The following is a 25174-nucleotide window of genomic DNA, read 5'->3' as shown; positions in this document are numbered from 1 at the left end:
AAGATAGCTTGTATAGAACCTTTAGTGAAGTGTGGGGTGTGAAAATGAAATGGTTTGAAATGGAGATAGAAGACATTGAAAAGTCAACCGGAACAAAGCTATCCGAAGGGTTGAGCGATAAGGAGGTAGAGCAAAGGCTTAAGAAATTTGGTCCTAATAAATTAAATGAAGGAGAGAGAGCTTCACCATTACTTATTTTTTTATCACAATTTAAAGATTTTATGGTCATCGTTTTATTAGCTGCCACGTTAATATCCGGACTGCTTGGTGAGTATATTGATGCGATCACAATTATTTTAATTGTATTAATTAATGGGATTTTGGGATATGTTCAAGAAAGAAAAGCAGAAAAATCACTTGATGCCCTGAAAGAATTATCAGCCCCGCAAATGTCTGTATTGCGTGGGGGAAATTGGGTCAGGGTCCTATCGAGTGAGGTTGTAATTGGTGATATTGTTAAGGTTAGTAGTGGCGATCGAGTCGGTGCGGATATGCGACTCATTGAATCAAAAGGATTGTATATTGAAGAATCAGCATTAACTGGAGAATCCGTTCCAGTTCAAAAAAGTACGAAAGCAATTTCTGGGCAACAGCTTTCAGTTGGGGATCAGGAAAATATGGCATTTATGGGAACAATGGTTACACAAGGAAGCGGAGTCGGGGTCATTGTTGCCACAGGGATGAAAACAGAAATGGGGAAAATTGCCCACCTTCTTCAGTCTGCCGAAACGATGGTTACTCCATTACAAAGAAGACTTGAACAGTTAGGAAAAATTCTGATCGCTGTTGCGCTATTACTCACTGCACTTGTCGTTGTAATTGGCGTATACCAAGGACATGATGTGTATACGATGTTTCTTGCTGGGGTATCTTTAGCGGTTGCAGCCATCCCTGAAGGATTGCCTGCCATTGTAACGGTCGCCTTGGCATTAGGCGTACAGAGAATGATTAAACGAAATGCAATTGTTCGGAAATTACCAGCTGTAGAGACACTTGGTTGTGCATCTGTTATTTGCTCAGATAAAACCGGTACATTAACACAAAATAAAATGACAGTCACTCATATATGGTCGGGTGCGAAGACATGGACAGTATCAGGGACTGGTTTTGAGCCGCTCGGTGATTTTTATTATCAAAACCAGAAATCGAATCCAAATAACGAGCCTGTATTGAAACAGCTATTAACGTTTGGGCTTCTTTGTAATAATGCAAGAATTATTCAAAAAGAGGTAAAAGAAGGTGTACTTCGCAAAAAAAATACTCAATACGCTCTTGATGGTGACCCTACAGAGGGAGCGCTTGTTGTGGCCGCAGCGAAAGCAGGAATAATGAAGGAAGCTCTGCTAAAGGACTTTAAAGTCATTGAAGAATTTCCGTTTGAGTCAACAAGAAAAATGATGAGTGTCATTATTGAACGAAAAGATGGACAACGCTATGTTGTCACAAAAGGGGCCCCAGATGTTTTATTGGCTTATAGTAATCAAATTATTGATAATGGAAGAGTAGCCCAGTTAACGAAAAGTCATTATGAACAAGTGAATCAAGCCATCACTCATTTGGCTAGTCAAGCACTAAGAACAATAGCAATTGCCTTTCGTCCATTAAAGAAAACAGATAAAATATTAAATGAAATTGATGCCGAACGTGATTTGATTTTTCTTGGTTTACAGGGGATGATCGATCCGCCGCGTCCTGAGGTGAAAGATTCGATTCTGGATTGTAAACAAGCAGGAATTAAAACGATTATGATTACTGGTGATCATGTGATAACAGCAAGAGCAATTGCTAAGCAATTAAATATATTACCACCAGATGGAAAGGTGTTAGATGGTCATACATTAGCGAAAATGAGTGTTGACGATTTAGAAAAGGTTGTTGATGATGTTTATGTATATGCTCGTGTTTCACCTGAGCATAAATTAAAAATTGTAAAAGCATTGCAGGCTAAGGGGCATATTGTAGCGATGACTGGAGATGGAGTCAACGATGCTCCGGCAATCAAGGCGGCTAATATTGGTATTGCGATGGGAATAACAGGGACTGATGTAGCGAAGGAAGCTTCTTCACTCGTTTTAAGTGATGATAATTTTGCTACTATACGGGCAGCAATCAAAGAAGGCCGAAACATCTATGAAAATATTCGTAAGTTTATTCGTTACATGCTGGCATCGAATGTGGGAGAGATTCTTGTAATGCTTTTTGCCATGATGTTAGGAATGCCTTTACCGCTCGTTGCCATTCAAATCTTATGGATTAATTTAGTAACCGATGGATTGCCTGCAATGGCGTTAGGACTCGATCAGGCTGAAGATGATGTGATGAAGCGAAATCCACGAAGTCCGACAGAAGGTGTTTTTGCTAGGGGATTGGCATGGAAAATTGTTAGCCGGGGGTTTATGATCGGGGTCGTTACATTAGCTGCATTTTCTATTACGTACCAGGCTAATCCTGATGATTTAGTCAGGGCACAAACCGTGGCGTTTGCTACGCTCGTTATGGCACAGTTAATTCATGTATTTGATTGTCGTAGTGAATATTCAGTTTTCCACCGAAATCCATTTGAAAATATTTATTTAGTCTTTGCTGTTATATCTTCAATCCTGCTAATGTTAGTTGTTATCTATTATCCGCCGTTACAGCCGGTTTTTCATACAACGTTCTTATCGGTGAGAGAATGGGCTTTAATTATAGGGCTTGCAGCAATTCCGACGGTTGCATTAGGAGGATTTCATTTGTTTAAAAAAAAATAAAGTGATAAAGTGGTAGAGTTAGATTTTAGATTCTACCACTTTTATTACTTATTATTACAAGGCTCTGTTAAAGACTGATGTTGATTTTTGGCTCGTTCGTGTGAATTTAGAAATTCACACGCCTTTCAGGTACTGAAAGGTCGGAAGATTTGCATGAACTCGTAAAAGAAAAATGCATTTTCTTTTACGAGTTCATGCAAATCTTCCAAAAACGAGCCAAAAATCAACATCAGACTTTAACAGAACTAAATATAAAAAACAATGACTCAATTTTTTGGTTTTATAAATAACATTTTCTAATACTTGTTGAAGATGGTAAAATTGTTTAGAATAGAATAGTGGATGTGATTAACATGATTGTGAGTATGACAGGTTACGGGTACGAATCAATAAATAATGAGTTATTTAAAGTAACGGTTGAGATGAAGTCCATTAATCATCGTTTCACAGAAATAATGGTTCGTATGCCTCGTCAATATATGTCTATTGAAGATAAAATTAAAAAAATTGTATCTCAATATGTCAAACGTGGAAAAGTTGATGTGTTTGTTACGATTGAAGGCCAAGGTCTTTTTAAACGATCGCTTGAGGTTGATTGGGATTTGTTAGAGCAGTATACAGCTCTTTCAGATGAGGTAAAGGCGAAATATAATATTCAGGATAATTTAACACTTCAGCAATTGTTGCTTCATCCAGAAATTGTTAGCATTAATGAGCAAGAATCAGGAGTTGATACGGTTCAATCGATATTATTAGAAGCAACTCAGTCTGCTGCAGCAAAGCTTTATAAAATGAGAGAACGTGAAGGTTTATCGTTATATGAAGATCTCAAAGGTCGTATACATAAATTAAGCTCAATTACCGAAGGACTAGTCGTACATGCACCAAAAGTAATTGAAAGTTATCAGGAACGATTGTTAAAACGAGTAACTGAGTTTCTTGAAGGTAAACTCGAAATGGATGAGAGTAGAATTATGACTGAGGTCGCTGTATTTGCTGATAAGGCAAATATTGATGAGGAATTAACTCGGTTAAAAAGTCATCTCCAACAATTTTTATTAAACATTGAGAATTCTGGTGTTGTTGGGCGTAAACTTGACTTTCTCGTTCAAGAGATGAACCGGGAAATGAACACGATCGGATCAAAAGCTAATGATTTACATATAAGCAAGCAAGTAGTTGAATTAAAAAGTGAACTAGAAAAAATTAAAGAGCAAGTACAAAATATTGAGTAACTAGTTTTTATATACTAAAAGTATAATCGCTCCAATTGATGGTGAAACTGAACAAAAAAAGACCGTTTTTTCTTTACGTTGGTTTTCAAATGTAACTTGATTCATAAGCATCACTTCAATACAAAAAGTAGACTGCGAATTTGATGTAGACGGATACAAATCGGGGAACAGAGTTGCAGTGGCCGTATTTTGTTGTAAAGGCTTTTTTTGTCTGGATTAGTATTCTTAAGTTGTATTACGTTAGCTTTCGTGAAGGTAAGGGAGGAGAACAGATGAACATTAAATTAATCAATATTGGTTTTGGAAATATTGTTTCTGCTAATCGTATTATCTCAATTGTAAGTCCAGAATCAGCCCCGATAAAGAGAATTATTCAAGAAGCAAGAGATCGTAATATGCTCATCGATGCTACATATGGCCGGAGAACACGGGCGGTCATCATCGCTGATAGTGATCATGTCATTTTATCGGCTGTTCAGCCAGAGACAGTGGCACAACGTTTAACAAATAAAGATGAACTTGCAGAAGATTAAATTAAACTTGTAGTAAGAATATCGGAGGTTAAAATGAAAAAAGAAAGAGGTTTGTTAATCGTTTTGTCCGGCCCTTCCGGAGTTGGAAAAGGAACCGTTTGTGGGGCACTGCGACAGGAGGATACAGATATTCACTATTCTGTTTCAGCAACAACGCGGTCACCTCGTGAAGGAGAAGTTCATGGGGTTAATTATTTTTTTAAGAGTAGAGAAGAATTTGACCATATGATTAAAAACAATCAGTTATTGGAATGGGCTGAATATGTAGGGAATTATTATGGTACACCAGTAGATTATGTTGAAAAGACACTGAGTGAAGGGAAAGATATTATTTTAGAAATTGAGGTGCAAGGTGCATTAAAAGTTCGTGAAATCTTCCCGGAAGGTGTTTTTATCTTTTTAATGCCGCCAAGTTTAGCTGTATTAAGGGAACGGATTCAAAACCGCGGAACTGAAACAGAAGAGCTGATTAATAATCGAATGACTGTAGCAAAAGAAGAAATTGAAATGATGGATAAGTATGACTATGTTGTAGAGAATGATGAAGTACCTTTAGCTATTGAGAGGATTAAAGCGATTGTAAAAGCAGAGCACTGCCGAAAGGATCGTTTAATTGATAAATATCGAAAACTTGTGGAGGTTGAATAATTATGTTATATCCTTCAATTGATTCTTTAATGAATAAATTGGATTCTAAATATACACTAGTGACTGTTTCAGCGAAAAGAGCGAGAGCTCTTCGTGATAATACAGAAGAACAATTAAAAGTGAAAAGCCCTAAATCACACAAATTAGTAGGAATGGCACTCGAAGAAATTGATAGTGAAAAACTATCTTATAAACGATTAGAAGAAGACGTATAATTTTGGGGATAAGCGTCTTCAACAAATAACAACCTATGAGAATATAGGTTGTTATTTTTTTCATGTGAAAACAAGTTGGAAGAATATCATCATCAAAATATGAAGTATGGGCTATTGAAGTGTTATAATTATTCAATAGAGAAAAAAATTATTTACATTAAAATAGATGGTTGACTTAAAGAAAGTGGAGGGGTATTCAATGCTGAAGGATAAAAAGATTCTGTTATGTGTGTCAGGAGGTGTGGCAGTTTTTAAAGCAGCTGCTTTAACTAGTCAATTGTCACAAAAGGGTGCAACAGTAAAAGTTATCATGACAGAATCAGCAAAAAAATTTGTAACACCTTTAACTTTTCAAGCGTTATCACGTCAAAATGTATATGATGATACATTTGATGAAATTAATCCTAGCAAGATTGCTCATATTGATTTGGCAGAATGGGCTGATCTTGTTCTTGTCGCTCCAGCGACGGCTAACATGATAGGAAAACTTGCCAATGGTATTGCTGATGATATGATTTCAACGACATTATTGGCTACTACTGCACCTGTTTGGATTGCACCGGCTATGAATGGAAATATGTATAATCACCCTGCGGTACAAAAAAATATGAAAACACTCACTTCATTTGGGTATCGGTTTATCGAACCTAATGAAGGATATCTTGCTTGTGGTTATGTTGGTAAGGGTCGACTATCTGAACCACTGGAAATCATCTCATATCTAGAACAATTTTTTGCTGAAGGACAGATTGAGCAGAAGTTAAAAAATAAAAAAATCATCGTAACTGCAGGACCGACGCAAGAAACTATTGATCCAGTGAGATATTTTACAAATCGTTCATCCGGAAAAATGGGCTATGCAATTGCCGAGGAAGCAGCAAAATGGGGCGCGGACGTTACGTTAATTTCTGGACCGACAAATTTACCAACACCACAACATGTTCATCGTGTCGATACGAAAACCGCCCAGGATATGTATGATGAAGTGTTAAAACGGTATTCTGATTGTGATGTAGTCATAAAGGCAGCGGCAGTTGCTGACTATCGTCCCAAAAATATTTTTACCGAAAAAATGAAAAAGCAGCCTAATGATTGGGTTGTCGAAATGGAACGAACAAAAGATATTTTAGCAACGTTAGGTGAGAAAAAGGAAGATCAGATATTAGTTGGTTTTGCGGCTGAAACAGAACGTGTAGAAGAGTATGCAAGAGGGAAAATGGAACGTAAAAACCTTGATATGATCGTGGCAAATAATGTTGCTGAGGCTGGTTCAGGATTTCAAGGGGATACAAATATCGTAACGATTTATAAAAAAGATGGATCTTCACTGCCTTTACCACTGTTATCGAAAAATGAAGTAGCTAAAAGACTATTAATGGAGATCGAACCATTACTAGAAGGAAAGAGTTACAATGATTGCTAAAATCATTGTTGATGTTCCATCTGGACAAACTGACCGTACCTTCGATTATGACATTCCTGAAGAATGGGGAAATACGATCGAGATAGGCATGCGGGTTGTCGTGTCGTTTGGGCCGAGAAAAGTGCAAGGCTTTGTTGTGGAAACAACGAATGACACGACAGCGAATAAAAAACTGAAACCAATTAGTGAAGTTCTAGATCCTGCACCTGTATTAACTCAAGAACTTGTTGATCTAGGTTTTTGGTTGTCACAAAGAACACTATGCTTTCAAATCTCTGCTTATCAGGCAATGATCCCTGCAGCAATGAGGGCAAGCTACAAAAAAGTGTTGAGGTTAAGTATGGATATAAACCTAGATCAGTTACCAATCGAGGTAAGCAGATGGTTTACTCATCGTGAAGCGATTACATGGGATGAAATTACCGAGACAGCCCCTCATCATATCCGTTTGTTTCAGCAGGAAATTAAGAAGAAACGAATTGACGTGTCATATCACGTCAAAGATCATGTGACAAAAAAGAAGGTAAAGGTTGTTAAATTAGCGATAGAAGTTGAGCAAATTGATGAAGCGATTCAACAAATCGGTGAGAGGGCGAAAAAGCAACAGCAAATTCTTGCCTATTTTCAGGAATATCCCGATCCTATTTCTGTTACTCACTTAATTGAAAGGTTAGAGACAACACGTTCAACGATAAAAGGTTTAGTAGCAAAGGGTTACCTTCTAGAAGAAGAAATTGAAATATCCAGAGATCCATATGCACATAAGACATTTTCAGAGACTAGTCCACTGCCATTGACACCTATGCAGCAAAAAGTGATCAATCCTATCTATGATACTATTGAAAAAAAGAAGCATACAACGTTCCTTTTACATGGTGTGACCGGAAGTGGGAAAACGGAAATTTATTTACAGTCGATTGATCGCGTTTTACGTACTGGTAAAGAAGCGATTGTTCTTGTCCCGGAAATATCACTCACACCACAAATGGTTGATCGCTTTAAAGGTCGCTTTGGTTCGTTAGTGGCTGTTCTCCATAGTGGTTTATCAAAAGGTGAAAAATATGATGAGTGGCGTAAAATACAGCGTAATGACGTAAAGGTCGTTGTCGGGGCCCGATCAGCAATTTTTGCCCCATTTGAAAATTTGGGTATTATTATCATCGATGAAGAGCATGAGGGTAGCTATAAGCAGGAAGAAAACCCTCGTTATCATGCAAGAGATGTGGCCATTTACCGGGGAGAATATCATCAATGTCCAGTTGTTTTAGGGAGTGCAACACCGTCACTTGAATCTTATGCTAGAGCAAAAAAGAATGTCTATCATTTGTTACCGCTTTTACAGCGAGTGAATGAATTGCAAATGCCTTCAGTAGAAATTGTTGACATGAGAGAGGAATTACGAAACGGAAATCGCTCAATGTTTTCCACTGTTTTGTTTCAAAAATTAAATGATCGATTGGAAAAAGGAGAACAGAGTGTCCTTTTTTTAAATCGCCGAGGGTATTCCACATTTGTAATGTGCCGAGACTGTGGGTATGTAGTTGAATGTCAGCATTGTGATATTTCTCTAACTTATCATCGTACAAGTCATTCATTGAAGTGTCATTATTGCGGACATCAAGAGTCGATGCCATCGAAATGTCATTCCTGTGAAAGTGAACATATCCGCTTCTTCGGTTCGGGAACACAAAAAGTTGAAGAAGAGCTTACGAAAGTGTTGCCAGGCGTACGAGTAGTCCGAATGGATGTAGATACAACACGCAAAAAAGGGGCTCATGAACGATTATTACAAACCTTTGCGAGCGGTCAAGCGGATATTTTGCTAGGTACACAAATGATTGCTAAAGGTCTGGATTTTCCTAAGGTCACACTCGTCGGAGTGCTGGCAGCGGATTCGATTTTACATATTCCGGACTTTCGAGCTTCAGAGCGGACATTTCAATTATTAACACAAGTAAGCGGACGTGCCGGAAGACATCAATTGCCTGGAGAAGTGGTCATTCAAAGCTATACACCAGAGCATTATAGTATAACCTTAGCTGGTAATCATGATTTTTTATCCTTTTATGAAAGAGAAATGATGGTTAGAAAGCAGCACGGTTATCCGCCATTTTATTTTCTGACACTTATTACAATCTCTCACCAAGAGCTTACGAAAGTGATTGCAGTCGCGGAAAAAATTACTACCTTCCTAAAGCAAGAACTCTCAAATCAAACCATCGTGTTAGGGCCGATTGCATCACCAATCCCACGGATAAAAGATAGATATCGCTATCAATGCATGATAAAATACAAAACAGAATCTAAACTATCTACATTATTAAAAGAAATAATTGTGTATTTTAAACGTGAAATTTCGCAAGAGCAATTAATGATTTCGATTGATATGAATCCACAAATGTTAATGTAGTTGGTATTAATTTAATGGTTTATACTAGGGGGAAATTGACTTGTCAGTTAGAAAAATTGTTTATGCACCAGCATCAGAGTTGGAAAAGGTTTGTACAGAGGTTAGTGTATATAATAAAAAATTACACCGGCTTATTGATGATATGATCGATACGATGTATGCTGCAGATGGTGTCGGTTTAGCAGCACCGCAAATTGGTATAACTGAGCGAATTGCAGTTGTTGATGTTGACGATGAACATGGCTGCATTGAATTAATTAATCCTATCATTATCTCTTTTAGTGGTGAGCAAATTGGACCTGAAGGCTGTTTAAGCATTCCTGATGTATTTGGTGATGTAAAGCGGCATATGGATATCAAGGTGCAAGCAAATGATCGGTATGGAAAGACTTTTATTATAGATGCAGAGGGATTCCAAGCGAGAGCGATTCAGCACGAAATTGATCATTTAAATGGAATATTGTTTACAACAAAAGTGATTCGTTATTATGAAAAAGGAGAATTTGAAAGGTAGGAATTAAGTATGAAAATTGTATTTATGGGGACACCTGATTTTTCAGTCCCAGTTTTACAACAATTAGTTGATGACGGGTATGAAGTTATTGGAGTTGTTACACAGCCTGATCGTCCAAAAGGTCGAAAAAAAACATTAACACCACCACCAGTAAAAGTTGCAGCTGAGCAATATAACATACCTGTCTTTCAACCGGAAAAAATAAAAAATGAAGATGAGCTACAGCCGATCCTTGACTTACAGCCTGATCTCGTTGTGACGGCTGCTTTTGGACAAATTTTACCGAAAGCGTTACTTGAACAGCCTGCATATGGTTGTATTAATGTCCATGCTTCTCTTTTACCGGAATATCGTGGCGGGGCCCCGATTCATCAAGCAATTATCGACGGTAAAAAAGAAACTGGAGTTACGATTATGTATATGGTAGAAAAATTGGATGCGGGTGATATATTAACTCAAGTCATAGTCCCAATTAATGATGAAGATCATGTTGGTTCGTTACATAATAAGTTAAGTGCTGCTGGGGCAAAGCTTCTCTCTGAAACGATTCCTGATTTAATCCATGGTAAGTTAACACCACTCAAGCAGGATGAGAAAAAGGTGACTTTTGCGCCAAATATATCAAGGGAAAAAGAAGTTATTAATTGGAATACCAGCGGGGAAGCTATCTATAATCAAATTCGTGGGCTTCACCCTTGGCCAGTAGCTTATACTACAGTAGATGGAGTGAACGTAAAGGTTTGGTGGGCTGAAAAAGTGTCAGAAAAACAAGGAACTCCAGGCAAAGTTATAAGCGTTGAGGATGATGGATTTATTGTTGCTACGGGAAATGAAACAGCAATAAAGATTACCGAACTACAGCCAGCAGGAAAAAAAAGAATGAGTGCCGAACAATTTTTGCGAGGAAAAGCAGAAACGATAGCTGGTAAACAGTTAGGAGAATAGCATGAAAAAAGAGAATGTAAGAGAAGTAGCTTTACACATTTTACTTCAAATTGAAAAAAATCAAGCGTACAGTAATTTATTATTAAATCAAACAATCCAAAAAGCAGGACTCAAAGACAAAGATGTTGGATTATTAACTGAATTAGTGTATGGGACCATTCAGCGCCGTGATACGATCGATTATTATTTATCCCCCTTTGTAAAAAAAGGGTTAGATCGGCTTGAACAGTGGGTATTAGTACTGCTACGTTTATCACTATATCAAATCGTGTATTTAGACCGTGTTCCAGAAAGAGCGGCAATTCATGAAGCAGTTGAAATTGCAAAAAAGAAAGGTCATCGCGGAATTTCGGGAATGGTAAATGGTATTTTGCGAAGTATTCAGCGTGAAGGTCTGCCATTAATTGAGGAAATTAAGGATCCAATCAATAGGTTGGCTATTGAAACGAGTCATCCTGAGTGGATGATTCGACGCTGGTGTGAACAGTTTGGAGAAAATGAAACAAAGAAAATGTGTGAAATGAACCTAACTCCACCGTCAGTAACTGCAAGGGTTAACCGTACCAAGGCGAGTGTAGAACAAGTGATGAAGATGCTTCAAGACGAAGGGCTTATTGTCGAAAGTGGTGATCTATCTGAGGATGCGATCAAAATTACTAAAGGAAGTTTACCGAAAACAAAAGCCTATGAACAAGGTTTTGTTACGATACAAGATGAGAGTTCGATGTTAGTCGCGAGAGCGCTTAGCCCAAAAGGGAATGTAAAAGTGTTAGATTCCTGTGCAGCGCCTGGAGGAAAAACAACGCACATTGCCGAACTTCTTGAAGGACAAGGGATGGTTCATTCGCTTGATCTCCATGATCATAAAGTGAAGCTTATTAGTCAACAAGCAAAACGTCTACGATTAGAAAATATTCATACAAAAGCGTTAGACGCCCGTAAAGCGCTTGATTATTTCTCAAAGGAATCATTTGACTATATTCTAGTTGATGCTCCGTGCTCTGGCTTAGGAGTAATACGCCGGAAACCTGATGTCAAATGGGCAAAAAAAGAAGACGATTTCGTAAAAATTGCTTCAATTCAACAGAACATCTTAGCTTCTGTCGCTCCGTTATTAAAGCCCGGTGGTCGTTTAGTTTATAGTACGTGTACTATTGACTCCATAGAAAATGAAGAAGTTGTAGAGAAGTTTTTAGCGGATCATCCTTCATTCTCATTAGATAAGACGTTAGAAGAACGCTTACCGAAACGAATAGATAAATATTGTAAGCCGGAATCCGGTATGATTTTATTATTACCGCATTATTTTGGAACAGATGGGTTTTTTATTGCCAGTCTAGTAAAAGAGTAATATTTTAAACGTATAGTTATAAGAAATGGTGTAATGAAGAAATGAGGTGAGATCATGAGGTCGGCATTTAAAACAGATGTAGGTCGTGTTCGACAACATAATGAGGATCATGGGGGAATATTTGAAAATAATGACGGTTCGATTTTAGCGGTTGTTGCAGATGGAATGGGTGGCCATCAAGCTGGGGATGTAGCAAGTATGATGACGAGTTCATATCTACAGGAAAAGTGGATCTCTACGAGTGAATTAACAACGCCTTCTTTGATTGAAGCATGGTTGAAGGAGACGATTTTGCAGGTTAATGAACGTCTATATCATCATGCAAATGAAAACCCACAATGTGAAGGAATGGGGACAACACTTGTTGCGGCAGTTTGTACAAAGCAATTTGTGACAATTGCTCACATTGGTGATAGCCGTGGGTATATTTTAAACAGTAAAGGGCTTATTCAAAAAACAGAGGATCATTCTCTTGTAAATGAACTTGTGAAATCTGGTCAAATTTCTATACTTGAAGCAGAAAATCATCCAAGAAGGAATGTGCTGCTAAGAGCATTAGGTACGGAAAAGAGAATAAAATTTGATATCGTGACAATTACTTGGGAAAAAGGGAATTATGTCATGCTATGTTCGGATGGTTTATCCAATAAAGTCAGTGATGAAGAACTGCAGAATTTCCTATTAAATGAGGACATCACGATTGATGATAAAGTTGATCGCCTGATAGATCTTGCTAATGAACGTGGTGGAGAAGATAATATCACTGTAGCCCTAGTAAATTTAATGAGTAATGAAGAAGAAATAGGGTGATATAGATGATAGGAAGGAGATTAAATGGCCGATACGAAATCCTAGAAACAATAGGTGGCGGCGGCATGGCAAATGTTTATAAGGCTATGGACATAATATTAGACCGTCACGTTGCAGTGAAAGTACTGAGACCTCAGTTTTCTGACGATGATGAATTTATTAAGCGATTTCATCGTGAAGCTCAAGCTGCAACAAGTCTTTCTCATCCTAATATCGTTAATATTTTTGATGTAGGTGAAGAGGATAACCTTTACTTTATTGTTATGGAATATGTAGAAGGCCCGACATTAAAACAACTCATTCAACAAAAGGGCTCATTGCCTTTAGAGGATATTGTTCATATTATGTCCCAAATAGCATCTGCGATTTCCCATGCACATGCGAATCAGATTATACATCGGGATATTAAGCCACATAATATTTTAATCAGTCGTGATGGTGATGCTAAGGTAACTGACTTTGGAATAGCAAGAGCAATGACATCGGCAACGATTACTCATACAAATTCTGTAATGGGCACTGTCCATTATTTATCACCAGAACAAGCAAGAGGAGGACTAGTTAATACGAAGTCTGATATCTATTCGTTAGGAATTGTTCTGTATGAAATGGTAACGGGTAAGGTCCCGTTTTCAGGTGATAGTGCCGTGTCAATTGCGATTAAACATTTGCAAAGTGAAATCCCTTCACCAAAATTTATTCATCCAGAGTTACCACAAAGTATTGAAAACATCATTTTAAAGGCAACGGCAAAGGACCCATTTCATCGCTATGAGTCCGCTATAGAAATGGAACAAGATTTACAGACCGCATTAGACCCGGAGCGCATAAACGAAGCAAAGTTTATCATACCTAATGATGATGAGGAAGCTACAAAAGCCATCCCAATCATTAAAGAGGAAATGTTTGAAAATGATGAGGAAACAAAAGTAATCACACCCTCACTTTCTGAAACAAAGGAAAATCAAAAGGAAACAAATAAACAAACACCTGTACCAAAAAACAAAAAGAAAAAATTGTTTTCAACTTTATTCATTATTCTCTTTCTTCTTATTGGCTCTGTAGTTGCTGCTTTTATCATAATGCCTAAGCTATTTTATATTGCAGAAGTTGAGGTACCTGATCTTCATTTAATGGAATTTGAAGAAGCTGTTGACATTTTAACAGAAAAGAAATTAGATTTTGAACGCATTGACGTCTATGATAATGAAGTAGAGGAAGGCTTTGTTGTAAAGCAAGATCCGGCAAGTGGAATTACAGTTAAAGAAAATTATGTTGTAAAGGTATTTGTAAGTGAAGGAAAAGAGAAAGTAGAAATGAAAGAAGTAACTGGGTTACAACGGAATGTTGTAGAGCGAATGTTGGAAGGGTTTGAGAAGGTTGAATGGATTCCGCGGGAAAGTGAGGATGCACCAGAGGGGACGGTTCTTTCACAAATACCATCTGCTGGTGACCTGATTATCCCTGAAAAAACAACGGTATTCCTAACATACAGTAGCGGTCAGCCAAAGTTTTCTTTACGGGATTTACGAGGATTATCAGAATCCGAAGTAAGACGTTATTTTAATGATACAGGCTTATATGGCAGCTACAAAAGTGAGTTTCATAATGAAGTAAGAGAAGGAAATGTTATTTCGCATACTCCACCACCTTTTACGCAAGTAACTGAAGGGACAGAAGTAGTTGTTGTGTTATCGAAAGGACAAAAGGAAATTCCTGTAGAGATTGAGGAAAAGCCGGTTGAAGCTGAAGAAGCTACACCTTATAAACTTGAAGTGCCAATTACGATTCCTATGACTGAAGAACAGACACAAGAAGGGATCACCTATAATGTACGTATTACATACATTGATGCGACAACAAGCACAGAAACAAATTACATTGAAGAAACAATAAGGGAAACAACCAGGTATATGTTACCGTTAACGATCAATCCTAATGATGAAGCTACTTTTTTTGTTTATATTAATGGTGTTGAAGCGATGTCAAAAACATATGAACATTCTCAGTTTGTAAATTAATTCAAGATGAACGTTCTCTTTGAAAAAATGATGGAGGTAGTACATGCCAGTCGGAAAAATTGTAAAATCATTAAGCGGCTTTTATTATGTAGTAAATGAAGATGGTTTGTTTCAATGCCGTGGACGTGGAAATTTTCGTAAACGTAAAATTACTCCTTTGGTTGGAGATGAAGTTGTCTTTGAGGCAGAAAATCGAACTGATGGATATATACTAGAAATTAATGAACGAAAAAATGAACTTATCCGTCCGCCTATTGCGAATGTAGATCAGGCATTACTTGTATTTTCAGCTTCAGAACCTAAATTCAGTCCATTATTACTGAATAAATTTCTTGTTCATATCGAGGCAAATCACATTGAACCAATCATATGTATAAGCAAAATTGACCTTTTAGATGATCAATTAAAACATGAAATTGAACAGTACAGACAAGAGTATGAGGATCTAGGCTATAAAGTAATAATCACAAGTATTGAGCTAAAAGAGAAAATCAAGGATTTACTTCCGTTATTAGAGAATCGGATAACCGTGTTTGCTGGGCAGTCAGGTGTTGGAAAATCATCACTTTTAAATGTTTTAAAGCCTGATTTACAATTAGAGACGAATGAAATTTCCACTCATTTAGGGCGTGGGAAACATACTACTCGTCATGTTGAATTAATCCCTATTGGATCGGGTTTAGTTGCTGATACCCCAGGGTTTAGTTCGCTTGATTTTACAGGGATTGAAGCAGAAGAGCTTTCATTTTACTTTCCAGAGATGAGAGAACGGTTATCTGATTGTAAATTCAGAGGCTGTACTCATGTTTCAGAACCAAAATGTGCTGTAAAAGAAGCGCTTTTGGAAGGAGACATCAAGCAATATCGATACGATCATTATTTGCAGTTTTTAGATGAAATTAAAGAACAAAAACGGAGGTACTAACTGATGATCAAAATTGCACCATCAATTCTTTCCGCTAATTTTGCCAAATTAGGCGATGAAATAAAAGATGTAGAAGCAGGAGGGGCAGATTACATTCATGTTGATGTCATGGATGGGCACTTTGTTCCAAATATTACGATTGGACCACTTATTGTAGAGGCAATACGACCTGTTACAAAGCTTCCGTTAGATGTCCATTTAATGATTGAAAATCCGGATCTCTACATTCCTGCTTTTGCTAAGGCAGGAGCTGATATTATTTCAGTTCATGTAGAAGCATGTACTCATTTACATCGTACGATCCATTTAATTAAAGAGCAGGGTGTCAAGCCCGGAGTTGTACTTAATCCTGCAACACCAGTAGATACAATTCAACACATTATTGATGATGTCGATCTTGTATTATTAATGACGGTGAATCCAGGATTTGGTGGTCAAAAGTTTATTCATCAAGTAGTTCCAAAAATTCGAGCAGTATCTGAGATGGCAAAATCAAAAGGGTTAGAGATTGATATTGAGATTGACGGCGGTGTAAATGCTGAGACGGCACCAATTTGTATTGAAGCGGGCGCTAATGTATTGGTAGCTGGATCTGCAGTTTACAACGAAAGTGATCGAGCTCAAGCGATTAAAACAATTCGAGGAACTATATAATCATAGATAGACAAAAAACAACTGCAAGTATGCGGTTGTTTTTTTATTACTATAGATGTGCGCTGTGCAGTAGTTTTTAGATTTGGTACTTTTTCAATTCCATTTAGCATAGAAATAGTGATAGGAAACTTGATAATTTTTATAACTAAAAAAAGCGGTACTATTTTTTTTATGCTGAATATAATTATAAGAGAATGTTTACTTGTCATCATCCTTTACTTATGCAGGTGGCAATCCATGTCAAGGAGGGGGAAAAATGAAATTTTATACGATTAAGTTGCCCAAGTTTTTAGGTGGATTTGTCAGAGCAATACTTAGTTCATTTAAAAAAGGCTAAAGAGTAAACAAAAAAGCACCAATAAGGTGCTTTTTTGTACTGCTTTTCATTGTCTAGCCAAAGTCACTATCGATTGGAATTCCTTCAATCAATCAGCAGGTGTCTTTCACTATTCTTAATTAAACGCGTTCAACTTTACCAGATTTTAAAGCTCTTGCAGAAACGTATACACGTTTTGGCTTACCATCTACCAAAATACGAACTTTTTGAACGTTCGCACCCCACTTACGCTTTGTTTTATTCAATGCGTGGGAACGCTTATTTCCAGAACGAGCTTGTCTTCCTGTAATATAACATTTGCGTGCCATGATTGCACCTCCTTGTATAACTCATGAGATGAATCTTTGTTCTCATCATATAAATACTTGATAATCTTAGCATAGTGAATTGGAGAATGCAAGGGTTTCTATTAAAGTAATTCAAGGAAATTTGCTTGACAGAAATAAGAGCAAGAAAAACATTGCTAGGTAATAAGGTGAAGTACGAAAAGTAATGCATGTTCTCCTTGCCGTTATCAAACAATACTAAACGAGTTAAAACGGGATAAAGGGTTAGTGTAGTGATAAAACAGACTTTCTTTTAAATCTTACAATTGTATAGTAAAATGTACCATAGGATGAAACTAGATAAGGAGGAGTTCAAAATGACAATAGATTTAAAAACACAATTTGGTCAAATAGAGGTATCAAAAGAAGTTGTAGCAACGATTGCCGGGGGAGCAGCGGTAGATTGTTATGGAATTGTAGGGATGTCATCACAAAAGCAGTTAAAAGATGGACTATCTGAATTACTCCGAAAAGAAAATTTTAGCCGTGGGGTTGTTATTCGAGAAGAGGATGATCTGGTTCATATCGATATGTATATCATTGTTAGTTATGGAACTAAAATTTCTGAGGTTGCCCATAATGTACAAACAAAAGTAAAATATCAACTGGAACAAATGTTAGGGTTAGTTGTTGACTCTGTGAATATCTTTGTACAGGGTGTGAAAGTTAATAACCCATAGTTGTTTTTGTAAGGAGGAAAATCATTGACGATTTTGAAGCTGGAAGGTAAGAAGTTTGCTCAAATGATTATCGAAGGGGCAAATAATTTAACAATACATGTAAAAAAAGTTGATGCCTTAAATGTGTTTCCTGTGCCGGACGGGGATACAGGTACTAATATGAATTTATCAATGACTTCGGGTGTTAAAGAAGTAAAACAAAAACTTTCTGAACATGTTGGTCATGTAGCAACAACCTTTTCTAAAGGTTTATTAATGGGAGCACGCGGTAACTCTGGAGTGATTTTATCGCAATTGTTTCGTGGTTTTGCAAAAGCAGTAGAGGACAAGGAAATCATTGATGCAAAACAATTTGCCAAAGCTTTCGATCTTGGAGTAGAAACTGCATACCGTGCTGTCATGAAGCCTGTGGAAGGGACAATTCTTACTGTTGCAAAAGATGCAGCGAAACAAGCAGTCAATACGGCGAAAAATGAGGAAGATATTATCATCATAATGTCTGAGTTGCTAAAAGAAGCCCGTGCTTCCTTAAAACGAACACCGGATTTACTCCCTGTATTAAAGGAAGTCGGAGTCGTTGATTCAGGTGGACAAGGCCTTGTGTACATTTATGAAGGTTTTTTAGCTGTTTTAAAAGGTGAACAGATAGAAACAAATGAACAAACTCTTCCAATGGAAGAAATGGTTAAAATCGAGCATCATCATGCACAAAGTCAATTAGCAACAGAGGATATTGAATTTGGTTATTGTACGGAATTTATGGTTCGATTCGAAGAGGAAAAAGTAAAAAAACAAGCATTTGATGAGCAATTATTCCGTCAACAGCTAAGTAATTTCGGCGACTCCCTTTTAGTCGTTTCTGATGAAGATTTAGTAAAAGTACATATTCATGCTGAAGAGCCGGGCAAAGTGTTAAGTGAAGGGCAACGATTTGGGAGTTTAATTAATATTAAAATTGAAAATATGCGTGAACAACATACACATATATTAGAAGAGACAAAAGCAATCTATGAAAAAAATTCTACTAATGAGATTCATACAAAGAAATCTCCTTATGCCATTATTGCTGTATCAATGGGAAGCGGGATCGCAAATTTATTTAAAGGACTTGGTGCAGCATATGTTATTGAAGGCGGACAAACGATGAATCCGAGCACTGAAGATATTGTGAATGCGATTCGGCAATCCAACGCAGAGGAAGTATTTATCCTCCCTAATAACAGCAATATTGTGATGGCAGCCGAACAAGCAGCTAACGTAGTCGAACAGCAGGTAACCATTATTCGTTCGAAATCGGTTCCACAAGGTTTAGCGGCGCTATTAGCTTTTAATCCAAGCAGTGAAACAGCAGCAAATGAAGCGGCAATGACCGAGGCAATGAAACGGGTGAAGACAGGCCAAGTGACATTTGCAGTTCGTGATACGAACATAGATGGGGTTGAAATTACAGAAGGCGATTTTATGGGAATAATAGAAAATAAAATTGTTACGTCTGGTAAAGCGCTGCAATCTGTTACAGAGGAGTTGCTTACAAAAATTATCGACGATGATACCGAAATTGTAACGATGATTCAAGGTGAGGATGTTGATGACAAGCTGACGGAGCAATTAGTTAACTTTATAGAAGATCAATTTGATGATGTTGAAGTAGAAGTGCATATTGGTAACCAGCCTCTTTACTCGTATATTTTCTCTGTCGAATAATGAGTAATTTAGGAAGTACTTCCTTTAAATATTCCTGCCTTTTATCTTTTAGGTAGGAATATTTTTTGTTATGTTATAGATAGATACTTTTTTAGAAAAATATTTTCAAAAAAACAAAAGGAATGAATCACAAAAAAACTTCCTTTCAGGTCATTTTAATCATTGTGTAACAGATTTGCATAAGATAAATAGGGGGGATTTTCAATGAAATACAGAACTGTTTTTGATATTATTGGTCCAATTATGATTGGTCCATCCAGCTCCCATACAGCTGGAGCTGCAAGGATTGGGAGAGTAGCAAGAACGCTTTTTGGCCGACAGCCGAAGTCTGCGGAAATATCGTTTTACGGTTCGTTTGCTGAAACGTACAGGGGTCATGGAACGGATGTAGCTATTGTTGGAGGTATTTTAGATTTTGATACATTTGATCCTCGTATTAAAAACTCACTAGCAATTGCACAACAGACTGGTTTAGATGTTCGATTTATTGAGGAAGAAGCTGTAACGGATCATCCTAACACAGCGAGAGTCCGACTAAGTGATGATGATGAAATGTTAGAATTGGTAGGAATATCCATTGGCGGAGGGAAAATTGAGATTATTGAATTAAATGGATTTCAACTAAGACTTTCAGGAAACCACCCTGCGATTCTCGTTGTTCATAACGACAGGTATGGCACTATTGCTGCCGTTTCTAATGTACTTGCGAAGTATGAGATTAACATTGGTCATATGGAAGTATCAAGGAAAGAAAAGGGAAAAGATGCATTAATGGTTATTGAAGTCGACCAAAATGTTGATGATGTGTTGTTAAATGAAGTCGCCTCGTTGCCATATATTTTAAAAGTAACAAAGATCCATGACTAATAAATTTAGAAAATAGAGATAGGAATAAAGAGGAAAAGAGAGAAAATATAAGGAGGACATAACATGTTTCGTAATGTAGCAGAGTTGATTGAAATCACAGAAAAAGAAAACATTTCAATATCTGAAGTGATGATTCGACAAGAAGTAGAAGTGTCTGGACGTAGTCGTGAAGCGATCATGAAACAAATGGAACAAAATCTTGATGTAATGGAAAGGGCAGTTGAGCGTGGGATAAAAGAACAAGTAAAATCGATTTCAGGACTTACTGGTGGTGACGCTATCCTTTTACAAAAATATATTGAAAAAGGGAATACGCTTGCCGGGACCACGCTTTTGGACGCGGTTAGTAAAGCGGTTGCAACAAATGAAGTGAATGCAGCCATGGGGACAATATGCGCCACACCAACTGCAGGAGCTTCCGGTGTTGTACCAGGTACATTATTTGGTCTAAAACACCGCTTAAAACCGACAAGAGAACAAATGGTGCGCTATTTATTTACATCAGGTGCATTTGGATTTGTAGTTGCAAATAATGCGTCTATTTCAGGTGCGGCAGGTGGTTGTCAAGCTGAGGTAGGTTCGGCAACTGGAATGGCGGCAGCAGCAATTGTAGAGTTAGCGGGAGGAACACCACAGCAGTCGGCAACAGCTATGGCTATCGCTCTTAAAAACATGCTTGGGCTCGTATGTGATCCTGTTGCAGGACTAGTCGAGGTTCCGTGTGTGAAGAGGAATGCAATTGGAGCATCGACTGCGATTGTAGCTGCTGACATGGCATTAGCTGGAATTGAAAGTCGAATTCCATGTGATGAAGTTATTGACGCCATGTACAAAATTGGTCAAACGATGCCAACAGCACTAAAGGAAACAGCTCAAGGTGGATTAGCAGCAACTGAAACTGGCCGAAAATTGGCAGCAAAGATTTTTGGTGCTCAAAACAACTAATAAGAGTAAATTAGAGATAGACTAGCATTTCTGTTTGAATAAAGTAGGTGGGAATATGTTAAATCAGCCGGTGACAGCGATTAAAGGAATCGGTGAAGAGAAAGCAAATGAATTGGAAAGCCTGCGAATTTATACAATTAAAGATTTACTAGAGTACTTTCCATACCGATATGAAGATTACCGACTGAAAGACTTGGCCGATACAAAGCATGATGAACGGGTGACAATTGTCGGTAAAGTTCATAGTGAGCCAAGTTTGCGCTACTTTGGAAAGAAAAAATCAAGGCTGACTGTACGTGTATTAACAGGGCGTTATTTAATTACAGCAACATTCTTTAATCGGCCTTATGCAAAGAAACAGTTAACACTTGGAAGTGAGATAACGTTAACAGGGAAATGGGACCAGCATCGGATGACTATAACAGTCAGCGATTATAAATCTGGTCCTTATGAGCGAAAACAGCAATATGAGCCTGTTTATTCGGTCGCTGGGAATATTACAGTCAAAGGCCTAAAGCGGATGATTTTATTAGCGATGCAGCAATACGGGCAATATATTGAGGAGATTTTGCCTGAGCGTTTTATATTAAAGTATAAATTAATTTCGAGAAAAGAAGCAGTCAAACGTCTTCATTTTCCAGTGGATTTTGAAGATGCCAAGCAAGCAAGAAGACGGATGATTTATGAAGAGCTATTATTATTTCAACTGAAAATGCAGGCATTACGTAAGGGGAACCGCGAGAACAAACAAGGGGTAAAGCAACAATTTGAACTTGCGGAAATTAAGAGTTTTATTAAAGACCTCCCTTTTCCCTTAACAAAAGCACAGCAAAGAGTTGTAAACGAAATTTTAACAGATATGACATCGCCGTATCGAATGAATCGGTTATTACAAGGGGATGTTGGGTCAGGAAAAACGGTTGTTGCCGCTATTTGTTTATACGCTGCTATTAAATCAGGGTTCCAAGGAGCGTTAATGGTTCCGACAGAAATCCTTGCTGAACAGCATTACGAATCATTACAGCAGTTATTAAACCCTTTCGATATCAATCTCTCCTTGTTAACGAGCTCGATAAAAGGAAAGAAGCGCCGGGAGTTATTAGCTTTGTTAGAAAAAGGTGAAATTGATCTGTTGATAGGTACGCATGCATTAATACAAGATGAAGTAAATTTTAGAAAGCTAGGTCTTGTAATAACCGATGAACAGCACAGGTTTGGTGTTGAACAAAGACGGGTGTTACGTGAAAAGGGTGAACAGCCGGATGTATTATTTATGACTGCGACCCCTATCCCACGTACAATGGCGATTTCCTTATTTGGTGATATGGATGTGTCAACAATTGACGAACTTCCAGCAGGCAGAAAACCAATTGAGACGTATTGGGCCAAACATGACATGCTAGAGCGGGTTTTACATTTTATTGATAAAGAACTACAAAAAGGTAGACAAGCCTATGTAATTTGTCCTTTGATTGAGGAATCAGAAAAACTCGATCTTCAAAATGCAATTGATGTTCATGCAACTCTACAGCAATTTTTTACCTCGTATCGGGTAGGTTTAATGCACGGACGGCTCCATTCCGCCGAAAAAGATGAGGTGATGAGTGCCTTTAGTCGAAATGATATTCAAATCCTTGTCTCAACAACGGTGGTGGAAGTAGGCGTTAACGTTCCAAATGCAACTATGATGGTGATATACGATGCAGAACGGTTTGGTTTATCACAATTGCATCAGTTACGTGGACGTGTCGGAAGGGGAAGTGAACAATCCTATTGCATCCTGTTAGCTGATCCTAAATCTGAAACAGGAAAAGAAAGAATGAGGATTATGACGGAAACGAATGATGGATTTGTTCTTTCGCAAAAGGATCTGGAGCTACGTGGCCCTGGTGACTTTTTTGGTTATAAACAAAGTGGTATGCCTGAATTTAAGATTGCTGATCTTGTTCATGATTACCGTGCATTAGAAGTGGCAAGACAGGATGCTGCAGAGCTAATTGCTTCAACAGCATTTTGGCAAGAAAATCAATATGTATACCTCCGCCATTATTTAGAAAATGAGGGGATTTTGGAAGGGGAGAAACTGGATTAAAATCAGAGTTTAGAATTTAGAGTTTAGAATGTAGAGTTGTTCAGCTTTTTCAATGATTAATATTTTCTATGAAGAACTTAAATAACTCTAAACTCTACACTCTAAACTATGTAGTTGGAAGAATTTAATTGAAATATTTTCTTGTAAATTATATACTACTATTAGTACCTAGTCATAAAGGTTGGGTGGTGGCAAAATAATGAAGCTATCAAAGAAAGATCGCCAAAGGCGATTAAAAGAAACGATTGAGGAAAATCCATTTGTTACTGATGAAGCGTTAGCAAATCAATTCCAAGTGAGTGTTCAAACGATACGATTAGACAGATTGGAGCTAGCGATCCCTGAGCTGCGCGAGCGTATCAAGCATGTTGCAAAAAAACAACTTGATCATGTAAAAGCACTTCCTATTGAGGAAGTAATTGGCGAAATCATTGATTTACAGCTTGATAATAGTGCAATTTCTATTCTTGATATAAAAGCTGAGCACGTCTTTTCACGGACAAAAATTGCGAGAGGTCATCACCTATTTGCCCAAGCAAACTCATTAGCTGTAGCAATTATTGATGATGAATTAGCGTTAACAGCAAAAGCAATAGTTCGTTTTGCAAGGCGGGTAAAGCAGGATGAAAGGGTTATTGCTAAAGCGAATGTAATGAAACTTGAAAAAGATAGAACAACTGTTGAAGTAAACAGTTATGTTGAACAAGAATTGGTTTTTTCTGGTGAGTTTCAAATGTTTCGTTCAGAAAAGAGCCAGAAGGGAGTTCACAAGAGATGAAAATTGCCGTAGATGCTATGGGCGGTGACCACGCACCAAAAGTGGTCGTTGAAGCTGTGATGAATGCAGTCGCAGCATTTAATGATGTTGAATTTACATTGGTTGGAAATGAAGAGCAGATTCGTCATTATCTAACAAATGATACGAGAGTCACTATTATACATACAGATGAAGTTATTGAAAATACGGATGCACCTGTGGCGGCGGTTCGGCGTAAAAAGAATTCATCCTTAGTCTTAACGGTTAAGGAAGTAAAGGAAGGAAAGGCTGATGCTTGTATTTCGGCAGGAAATACAGGGGCGTTAATGACAGCTGGTCTATTAATTGTCGGTCGTATTAAAGGGATCGAGCGCCCGGCACTTTCTCCAATTATGCCAACCCTTGATGGGCAAGGGTTCCTTCTTTTAGATGTTGGTGCCAACATGGATGCAAAAGCAGAGCATTTATTACAATATGCCATTATGGGCAGTGTATATATGCAAAAAGTTCGACAAGTGGCACAACCACGAATTGGGCTCTTAAATGTAGGTACTGAAGAAGGAAAAGGGACAGAATTAACAAAACAAACATTTTCTCTTCTTGAGGAGAGCTCCGTCAATTTTATTGGAAATGTTGAAGCCCGTGATTTGCTATCGGGGGTGGCCGATGTCGTTGTTTGTGATGGCTTTTCAGGAAACCTTGTTTTAAAGTCAATGGAAGGTACAGCATTATCGTTTATGAACGTGCTCAAAGAGGAGTTAACAAGTACGTTCTTCAATAAGCTTGCAGCAGGGATGTTAAAAGAAAGCTTCAAGAAGATAAAAAAACAAATGAGTTACTCTGAATATGGTGGGGCTGGTCTATTTGGATTACAGGCACCAGTTATAAAAGCACACGGCTCATCTGACTCAACAGCTGTTTTTAACGCCATTCGTCAGGCACGAGAAATGGTAAAAGAGAGTGTAGTACAGACAATTGAATCAGAAGTTTCTACTTCTTAAATAAATGGTATTTGGTTCATAAAGGAGGAAA

23 protein-coding genes are annotated in these 25174 nt (G+C 37.7%); 22 read left to right on the top strand and 1 reads right to left on the bottom strand.

The window, feature by feature from the left end:
* The first annotated feature begins 44 nt into the window (after window positions 1–44).
* The 15 genes from ACJ2A9_RS08790 to spoVM all read left to right on the top strand — a co-directional run bounded on the left by ACJ2A9_RS08790 (window position 45) and on the right by spoVM (window position 16771).
* The gene (locus ACJ2A9_RS08790; protein WP_441421265.1) at window positions 45–2750 is read left to right on the top strand and encodes a cation-translocating P-type ATPase; all 2706 of its coding nucleotides are present in this window, start codon (window positions 45–47) and stop codon (window positions 2748–2750) included.
* A 353-nt stretch (window positions 2751–3103) separates the two neighbouring features.
* Complete coding sequence (locus tag ACJ2A9_RS08785; protein WP_441421264.1) at window positions 3104–3985, top strand: YicC/YloC family endoribonuclease; 882 nt, start codon at window positions 3104–3106, stop codon at window positions 3983–3985.
* Between the two features lie 272 nt (window positions 3986–4257).
* On the top strand, window positions 4258–4518 hold the full coding sequence (remA, locus tag ACJ2A9_RS08780) for an extracellular matrix/biofilm regulator RemA (RefSeq protein ID WP_441421263.1): 261 nt from the start codon (window positions 4258–4260) through the stop codon (window positions 4516–4518).
* A 33-nt stretch (window positions 4519–4551) separates the two neighbouring features.
* A complete protein-coding gene (gmk, locus tag ACJ2A9_RS08775) occupies window positions 4552–5166 on the top strand; it encodes a guanylate kinase (protein WP_441421262.1) in 615 nt (204 codons plus the stop codon).
* Between the two features lie 2 nt (window positions 5167–5168).
* Window positions 5169–5381, top strand: a complete 213-nt coding sequence (gene rpoZ / locus ACJ2A9_RS08770) for a DNA-directed RNA polymerase subunit omega (protein WP_441421261.1) — start codon at window positions 5169–5171, stop codon at window positions 5379–5381.
* A gap of 199 nt (window positions 5382–5580) precedes the next feature.
* On the top strand, window positions 5581–6804 hold the full coding sequence (gene coaBC / locus ACJ2A9_RS08765) for a bifunctional phosphopantothenoylcysteine decarboxylase/phosphopantothenate--cysteine ligase CoaBC (RefSeq protein WP_441421260.1): 1224 nt from the start codon (window positions 5581–5583) through the stop codon (window positions 6802–6804).
* A complete protein-coding gene (priA, locus tag ACJ2A9_RS08760) occupies window positions 6794–9214 on the top strand; it encodes a primosomal protein N' (RefSeq protein WP_441421259.1) in 2421 nt (806 codons plus the stop codon). Before coaBC ends, priA begins: the two co-directional genes overlap by 11 nt.
* Before the next feature lie 40 nt (window positions 9215–9254).
* Complete coding sequence (gene def / locus ACJ2A9_RS08755) at window positions 9255–9728, top strand: peptide deformylase (RefSeq protein WP_441421258.1); 474 nt, start codon at window positions 9255–9257, stop codon at window positions 9726–9728.
* Between the two features lie 9 nt (window positions 9729–9737).
* On the top strand, window positions 9738–10673 hold the full coding sequence (gene fmt, locus ACJ2A9_RS08750; protein WP_441421257.1) for a methionyl-tRNA formyltransferase: 936 nt from the start codon (window positions 9738–9740) through the stop codon (window positions 10671–10673).
* Window position 10674: 1 nt separating this feature from the next.
* Window positions 10675–12024 (top strand): 16S rRNA (cytosine(967)-C(5))-methyltransferase RsmB, encoded by a 1350-nt coding sequence (gene rsmB / locus ACJ2A9_RS08745; protein WP_441421256.1) that lies wholly within the window; start codon window positions 10675–10677, stop codon window positions 12022–12024.
* Between the two features lie 54 nt (window positions 12025–12078).
* Window positions 12079–12834 carry a Stp1/IreP family PP2C-type Ser/Thr phosphatase gene (locus ACJ2A9_RS08740; protein ID WP_441421255.1) on the top strand — a complete coding sequence of 252 codons (756 nt, stop codon included), beginning with the start codon at window positions 12079–12081 and terminating at the stop codon, window positions 12832–12834.
* Between the two features lie 5 nt (window positions 12835–12839).
* On the top strand, window positions 12840–14855 hold the full coding sequence (pknB, locus tag ACJ2A9_RS08735; protein WP_441421254.1) for a Stk1 family PASTA domain-containing Ser/Thr kinase: 2016 nt from the start codon (window positions 12840–12842) through the stop codon (window positions 14853–14855).
* Between the two features lie 43 nt (window positions 14856–14898).
* A complete protein-coding gene (rsgA, locus tag ACJ2A9_RS08730; protein ID WP_441421253.1) occupies window positions 14899–15780 on the top strand; it encodes a ribosome small subunit-dependent GTPase A in 882 nt (293 codons plus the stop codon).
* Between the two features lie 3 nt (window positions 15781–15783).
* Entirely contained in the window at window positions 15784–16434 is a 651-nt protein-coding gene (gene rpe / locus ACJ2A9_RS08725) for a ribulose-phosphate 3-epimerase (RefSeq protein ID WP_441421252.1), read from the top strand.
* A gap of 256 nt (window positions 16435–16690) precedes the next feature.
* Complete coding sequence (gene spoVM / locus ACJ2A9_RS08720) at window positions 16691–16771, top strand: stage V sporulation protein SpoVM (protein ID WP_441421457.1); 81 nt, start codon at window positions 16691–16693, stop codon at window positions 16769–16771.
* A 119-nt stretch (window positions 16772–16890) separates the two neighbouring features.
* Here the strand turns inward: spoVM and rpmB are convergent, their stop codons facing one another.
* On the bottom strand, window positions 16891–17079 hold the full coding sequence (gene rpmB / locus ACJ2A9_RS08715; protein WP_441421251.1) for a 50S ribosomal protein L28: 189 nt from the start codon (window positions 17077–17079) through the stop codon (window positions 16891–16893).
* A gap of 335 nt (window positions 17080–17414) precedes the next feature.
* On the opposite strand from rpmB, the gene ACJ2A9_RS08710 reads away from it, so the two are divergent.
* The 7 genes from ACJ2A9_RS08710 to plsX all read left to right on the top strand — a co-directional run bounded on the left by ACJ2A9_RS08710 (window position 17415) and on the right by plsX (window position 25143).
* Window positions 17415–17777 (top strand): Asp23/Gls24 family envelope stress response protein, encoded by a 363-nt coding sequence (locus ACJ2A9_RS08710; RefSeq protein WP_441421250.1) that lies wholly within the window; start codon window positions 17415–17417, stop codon window positions 17775–17777.
* A 24-nt stretch (window positions 17778–17801) separates the two neighbouring features.
* Window positions 17802–19481 carry a DAK2 domain-containing protein gene (locus tag ACJ2A9_RS08705; RefSeq protein ID WP_441421249.1) on the top strand — a complete coding sequence of 560 codons (1680 nt, stop codon included), beginning with the start codon at window positions 17802–17804 and terminating at the stop codon, window positions 19479–19481.
* 204 nt (window positions 19482–19685) lie between these two features.
* Window positions 19686–20348 (top strand): L-serine ammonia-lyase, iron-sulfur-dependent subunit beta, encoded by a 663-nt coding sequence (sdaAB, locus tag ACJ2A9_RS08700; protein WP_441421248.1) that lies wholly within the window; start codon window positions 19686–19688, stop codon window positions 20346–20348.
* A gap of 63 nt (window positions 20349–20411) precedes the next feature.
* Window positions 20412–21293, top strand: coding sequence for an L-serine ammonia-lyase, iron-sulfur-dependent, subunit alpha (gene sdaAA / locus ACJ2A9_RS08695; protein ID WP_441421247.1), 882 nt, complete (start codon window positions 20412–20414; stop codon window positions 21291–21293).
* Between the two features lie 55 nt (window positions 21294–21348).
* Window positions 21349–23385 (top strand): ATP-dependent DNA helicase RecG, encoded by a 2037-nt coding sequence (recG, locus tag ACJ2A9_RS08690; RefSeq protein WP_441421246.1) that lies wholly within the window; start codon window positions 21349–21351, stop codon window positions 23383–23385.
* A 199-nt stretch (window positions 23386–23584) separates the two neighbouring features.
* Entirely contained in the window at window positions 23585–24163 is a 579-nt protein-coding gene (gene fapR / locus ACJ2A9_RS08685) for a transcription factor FapR (protein WP_441421245.1), read from the top strand.
* The gene (plsX, locus tag ACJ2A9_RS08680; protein WP_441421244.1) at window positions 24160–25143 is read left to right on the top strand and encodes a phosphate acyltransferase PlsX; all 984 of its coding nucleotides are present in this window, start codon (window positions 24160–24162) and stop codon (window positions 25141–25143) included. The genes fapR and plsX overlap by 4 nt, the downstream gene beginning before the upstream one ends.
* Window positions 25144–25174: the final 31 nt, after the last annotated feature.

It is taken from the genome of Anaerobacillus sp. MEB173 (assembly GCF_052119505.1).
Lineage (GTDB): Bacteria > Bacillota > Bacilli > Bacillales > JBJMAU01 > JBJMAU01.
This window is presented reverse-complemented; position numbering and strand designations above follow the sequence as displayed.

Coding starts and splice junctions, on each gene's coding strand:
- ACJ2A9_RS08790 (WP_441421265.1), top strand. CDS start 45: ATGAAATGGTTTGAAATGGAGATAGAAGACATTGAAAAGTCAACCGGA.
- ACJ2A9_RS08785 (WP_441421264.1), top strand. CDS start 3,104: ATGATTGTGAGTATGACAGGTTACGGGTACGAATCAATAAATAATGAG.
- remA (WP_441421263.1), top strand. CDS start 4,258: ATGAACATTAAATTAATCAATATTGGTTTTGGAAATATTGTTTCTGCT.
- gmk (WP_441421262.1), top strand. CDS start 4,552: ATGAAAAAAGAAAGAGGTTTGTTAATCGTTTTGTCCGGCCCTTCCGGA.
- rpoZ (WP_441421261.1), top strand. CDS start 5,169: ATGTTATATCCTTCAATTGATTCTTTAATGAATAAATTGGATTCTAAA.
- coaBC (WP_441421260.1), top strand. CDS start 5,581: ATGCTGAAGGATAAAAAGATTCTGTTATGTGTGTCAGGAGGTGTGGCA.
- priA (WP_441421259.1), top strand. CDS start 6,794: ATGATTGCTAAAATCATTGTTGATGTTCCATCTGGACAAACTGACCGT.
- fmt (WP_441421257.1), top strand. CDS start 9,738: ATGAAAATTGTATTTATGGGGACACCTGATTTTTCAGTCCCAGTTTTA.
- rsmB (WP_441421256.1), top strand. CDS start 10,675: ATGAAAAAAGAGAATGTAAGAGAAGTAGCTTTACACATTTTACTTCAA.
- ACJ2A9_RS08740 (WP_441421255.1), top strand. CDS start 12,079: ATGAGGTCGGCATTTAAAACAGATGTAGGTCGTGTTCGACAACATAAT.
- pknB (WP_441421254.1), top strand. CDS start 12,840: ATGATAGGAAGGAGATTAAATGGCCGATACGAAATCCTAGAAACAATA.
- rsgA (WP_441421253.1), top strand. CDS start 14,899: ATGCCAGTCGGAAAAATTGTAAAATCATTAAGCGGCTTTTATTATGTA.
- rpe (WP_441421252.1), top strand. CDS start 15,784: ATGATCAAAATTGCACCATCAATTCTTTCCGCTAATTTTGCCAAATTA.
- spoVM (WP_441421457.1), top strand. CDS start 16,691: ATGAAATTTTATACGATTAAGTTGCCCAAGTTTTTAGGTGGATTTGTC.
- rpmB (WP_441421251.1), bottom strand. CDS start 17,079: ATGGCACGCAAATGTTATATTACAGGAAGACAAGCTCGTTCTGGAAAT.
- ACJ2A9_RS08710 (WP_441421250.1), top strand. CDS start 17,415: ATGACAATAGATTTAAAAACACAATTTGGTCAAATAGAGGTATCAAAA.
- sdaAB (WP_441421248.1), top strand. CDS start 19,686: ATGAAATACAGAACTGTTTTTGATATTATTGGTCCAATTATGATTGGT.
- sdaAA (WP_441421247.1), top strand. CDS start 20,412: ATGTTTCGTAATGTAGCAGAGTTGATTGAAATCACAGAAAAAGAAAAC.
- recG (WP_441421246.1), top strand. CDS start 21,349: ATGTTAAATCAGCCGGTGACAGCGATTAAAGGAATCGGTGAAGAGAAA.
- fapR (WP_441421245.1), top strand. CDS start 23,585: ATGAAGCTATCAAAGAAAGATCGCCAAAGGCGATTAAAAGAAACGATT.
- plsX (WP_441421244.1), top strand. CDS start 24,160: ATGAAAATTGCCGTAGATGCTATGGGCGGTGACCACGCACCAAAAGTG.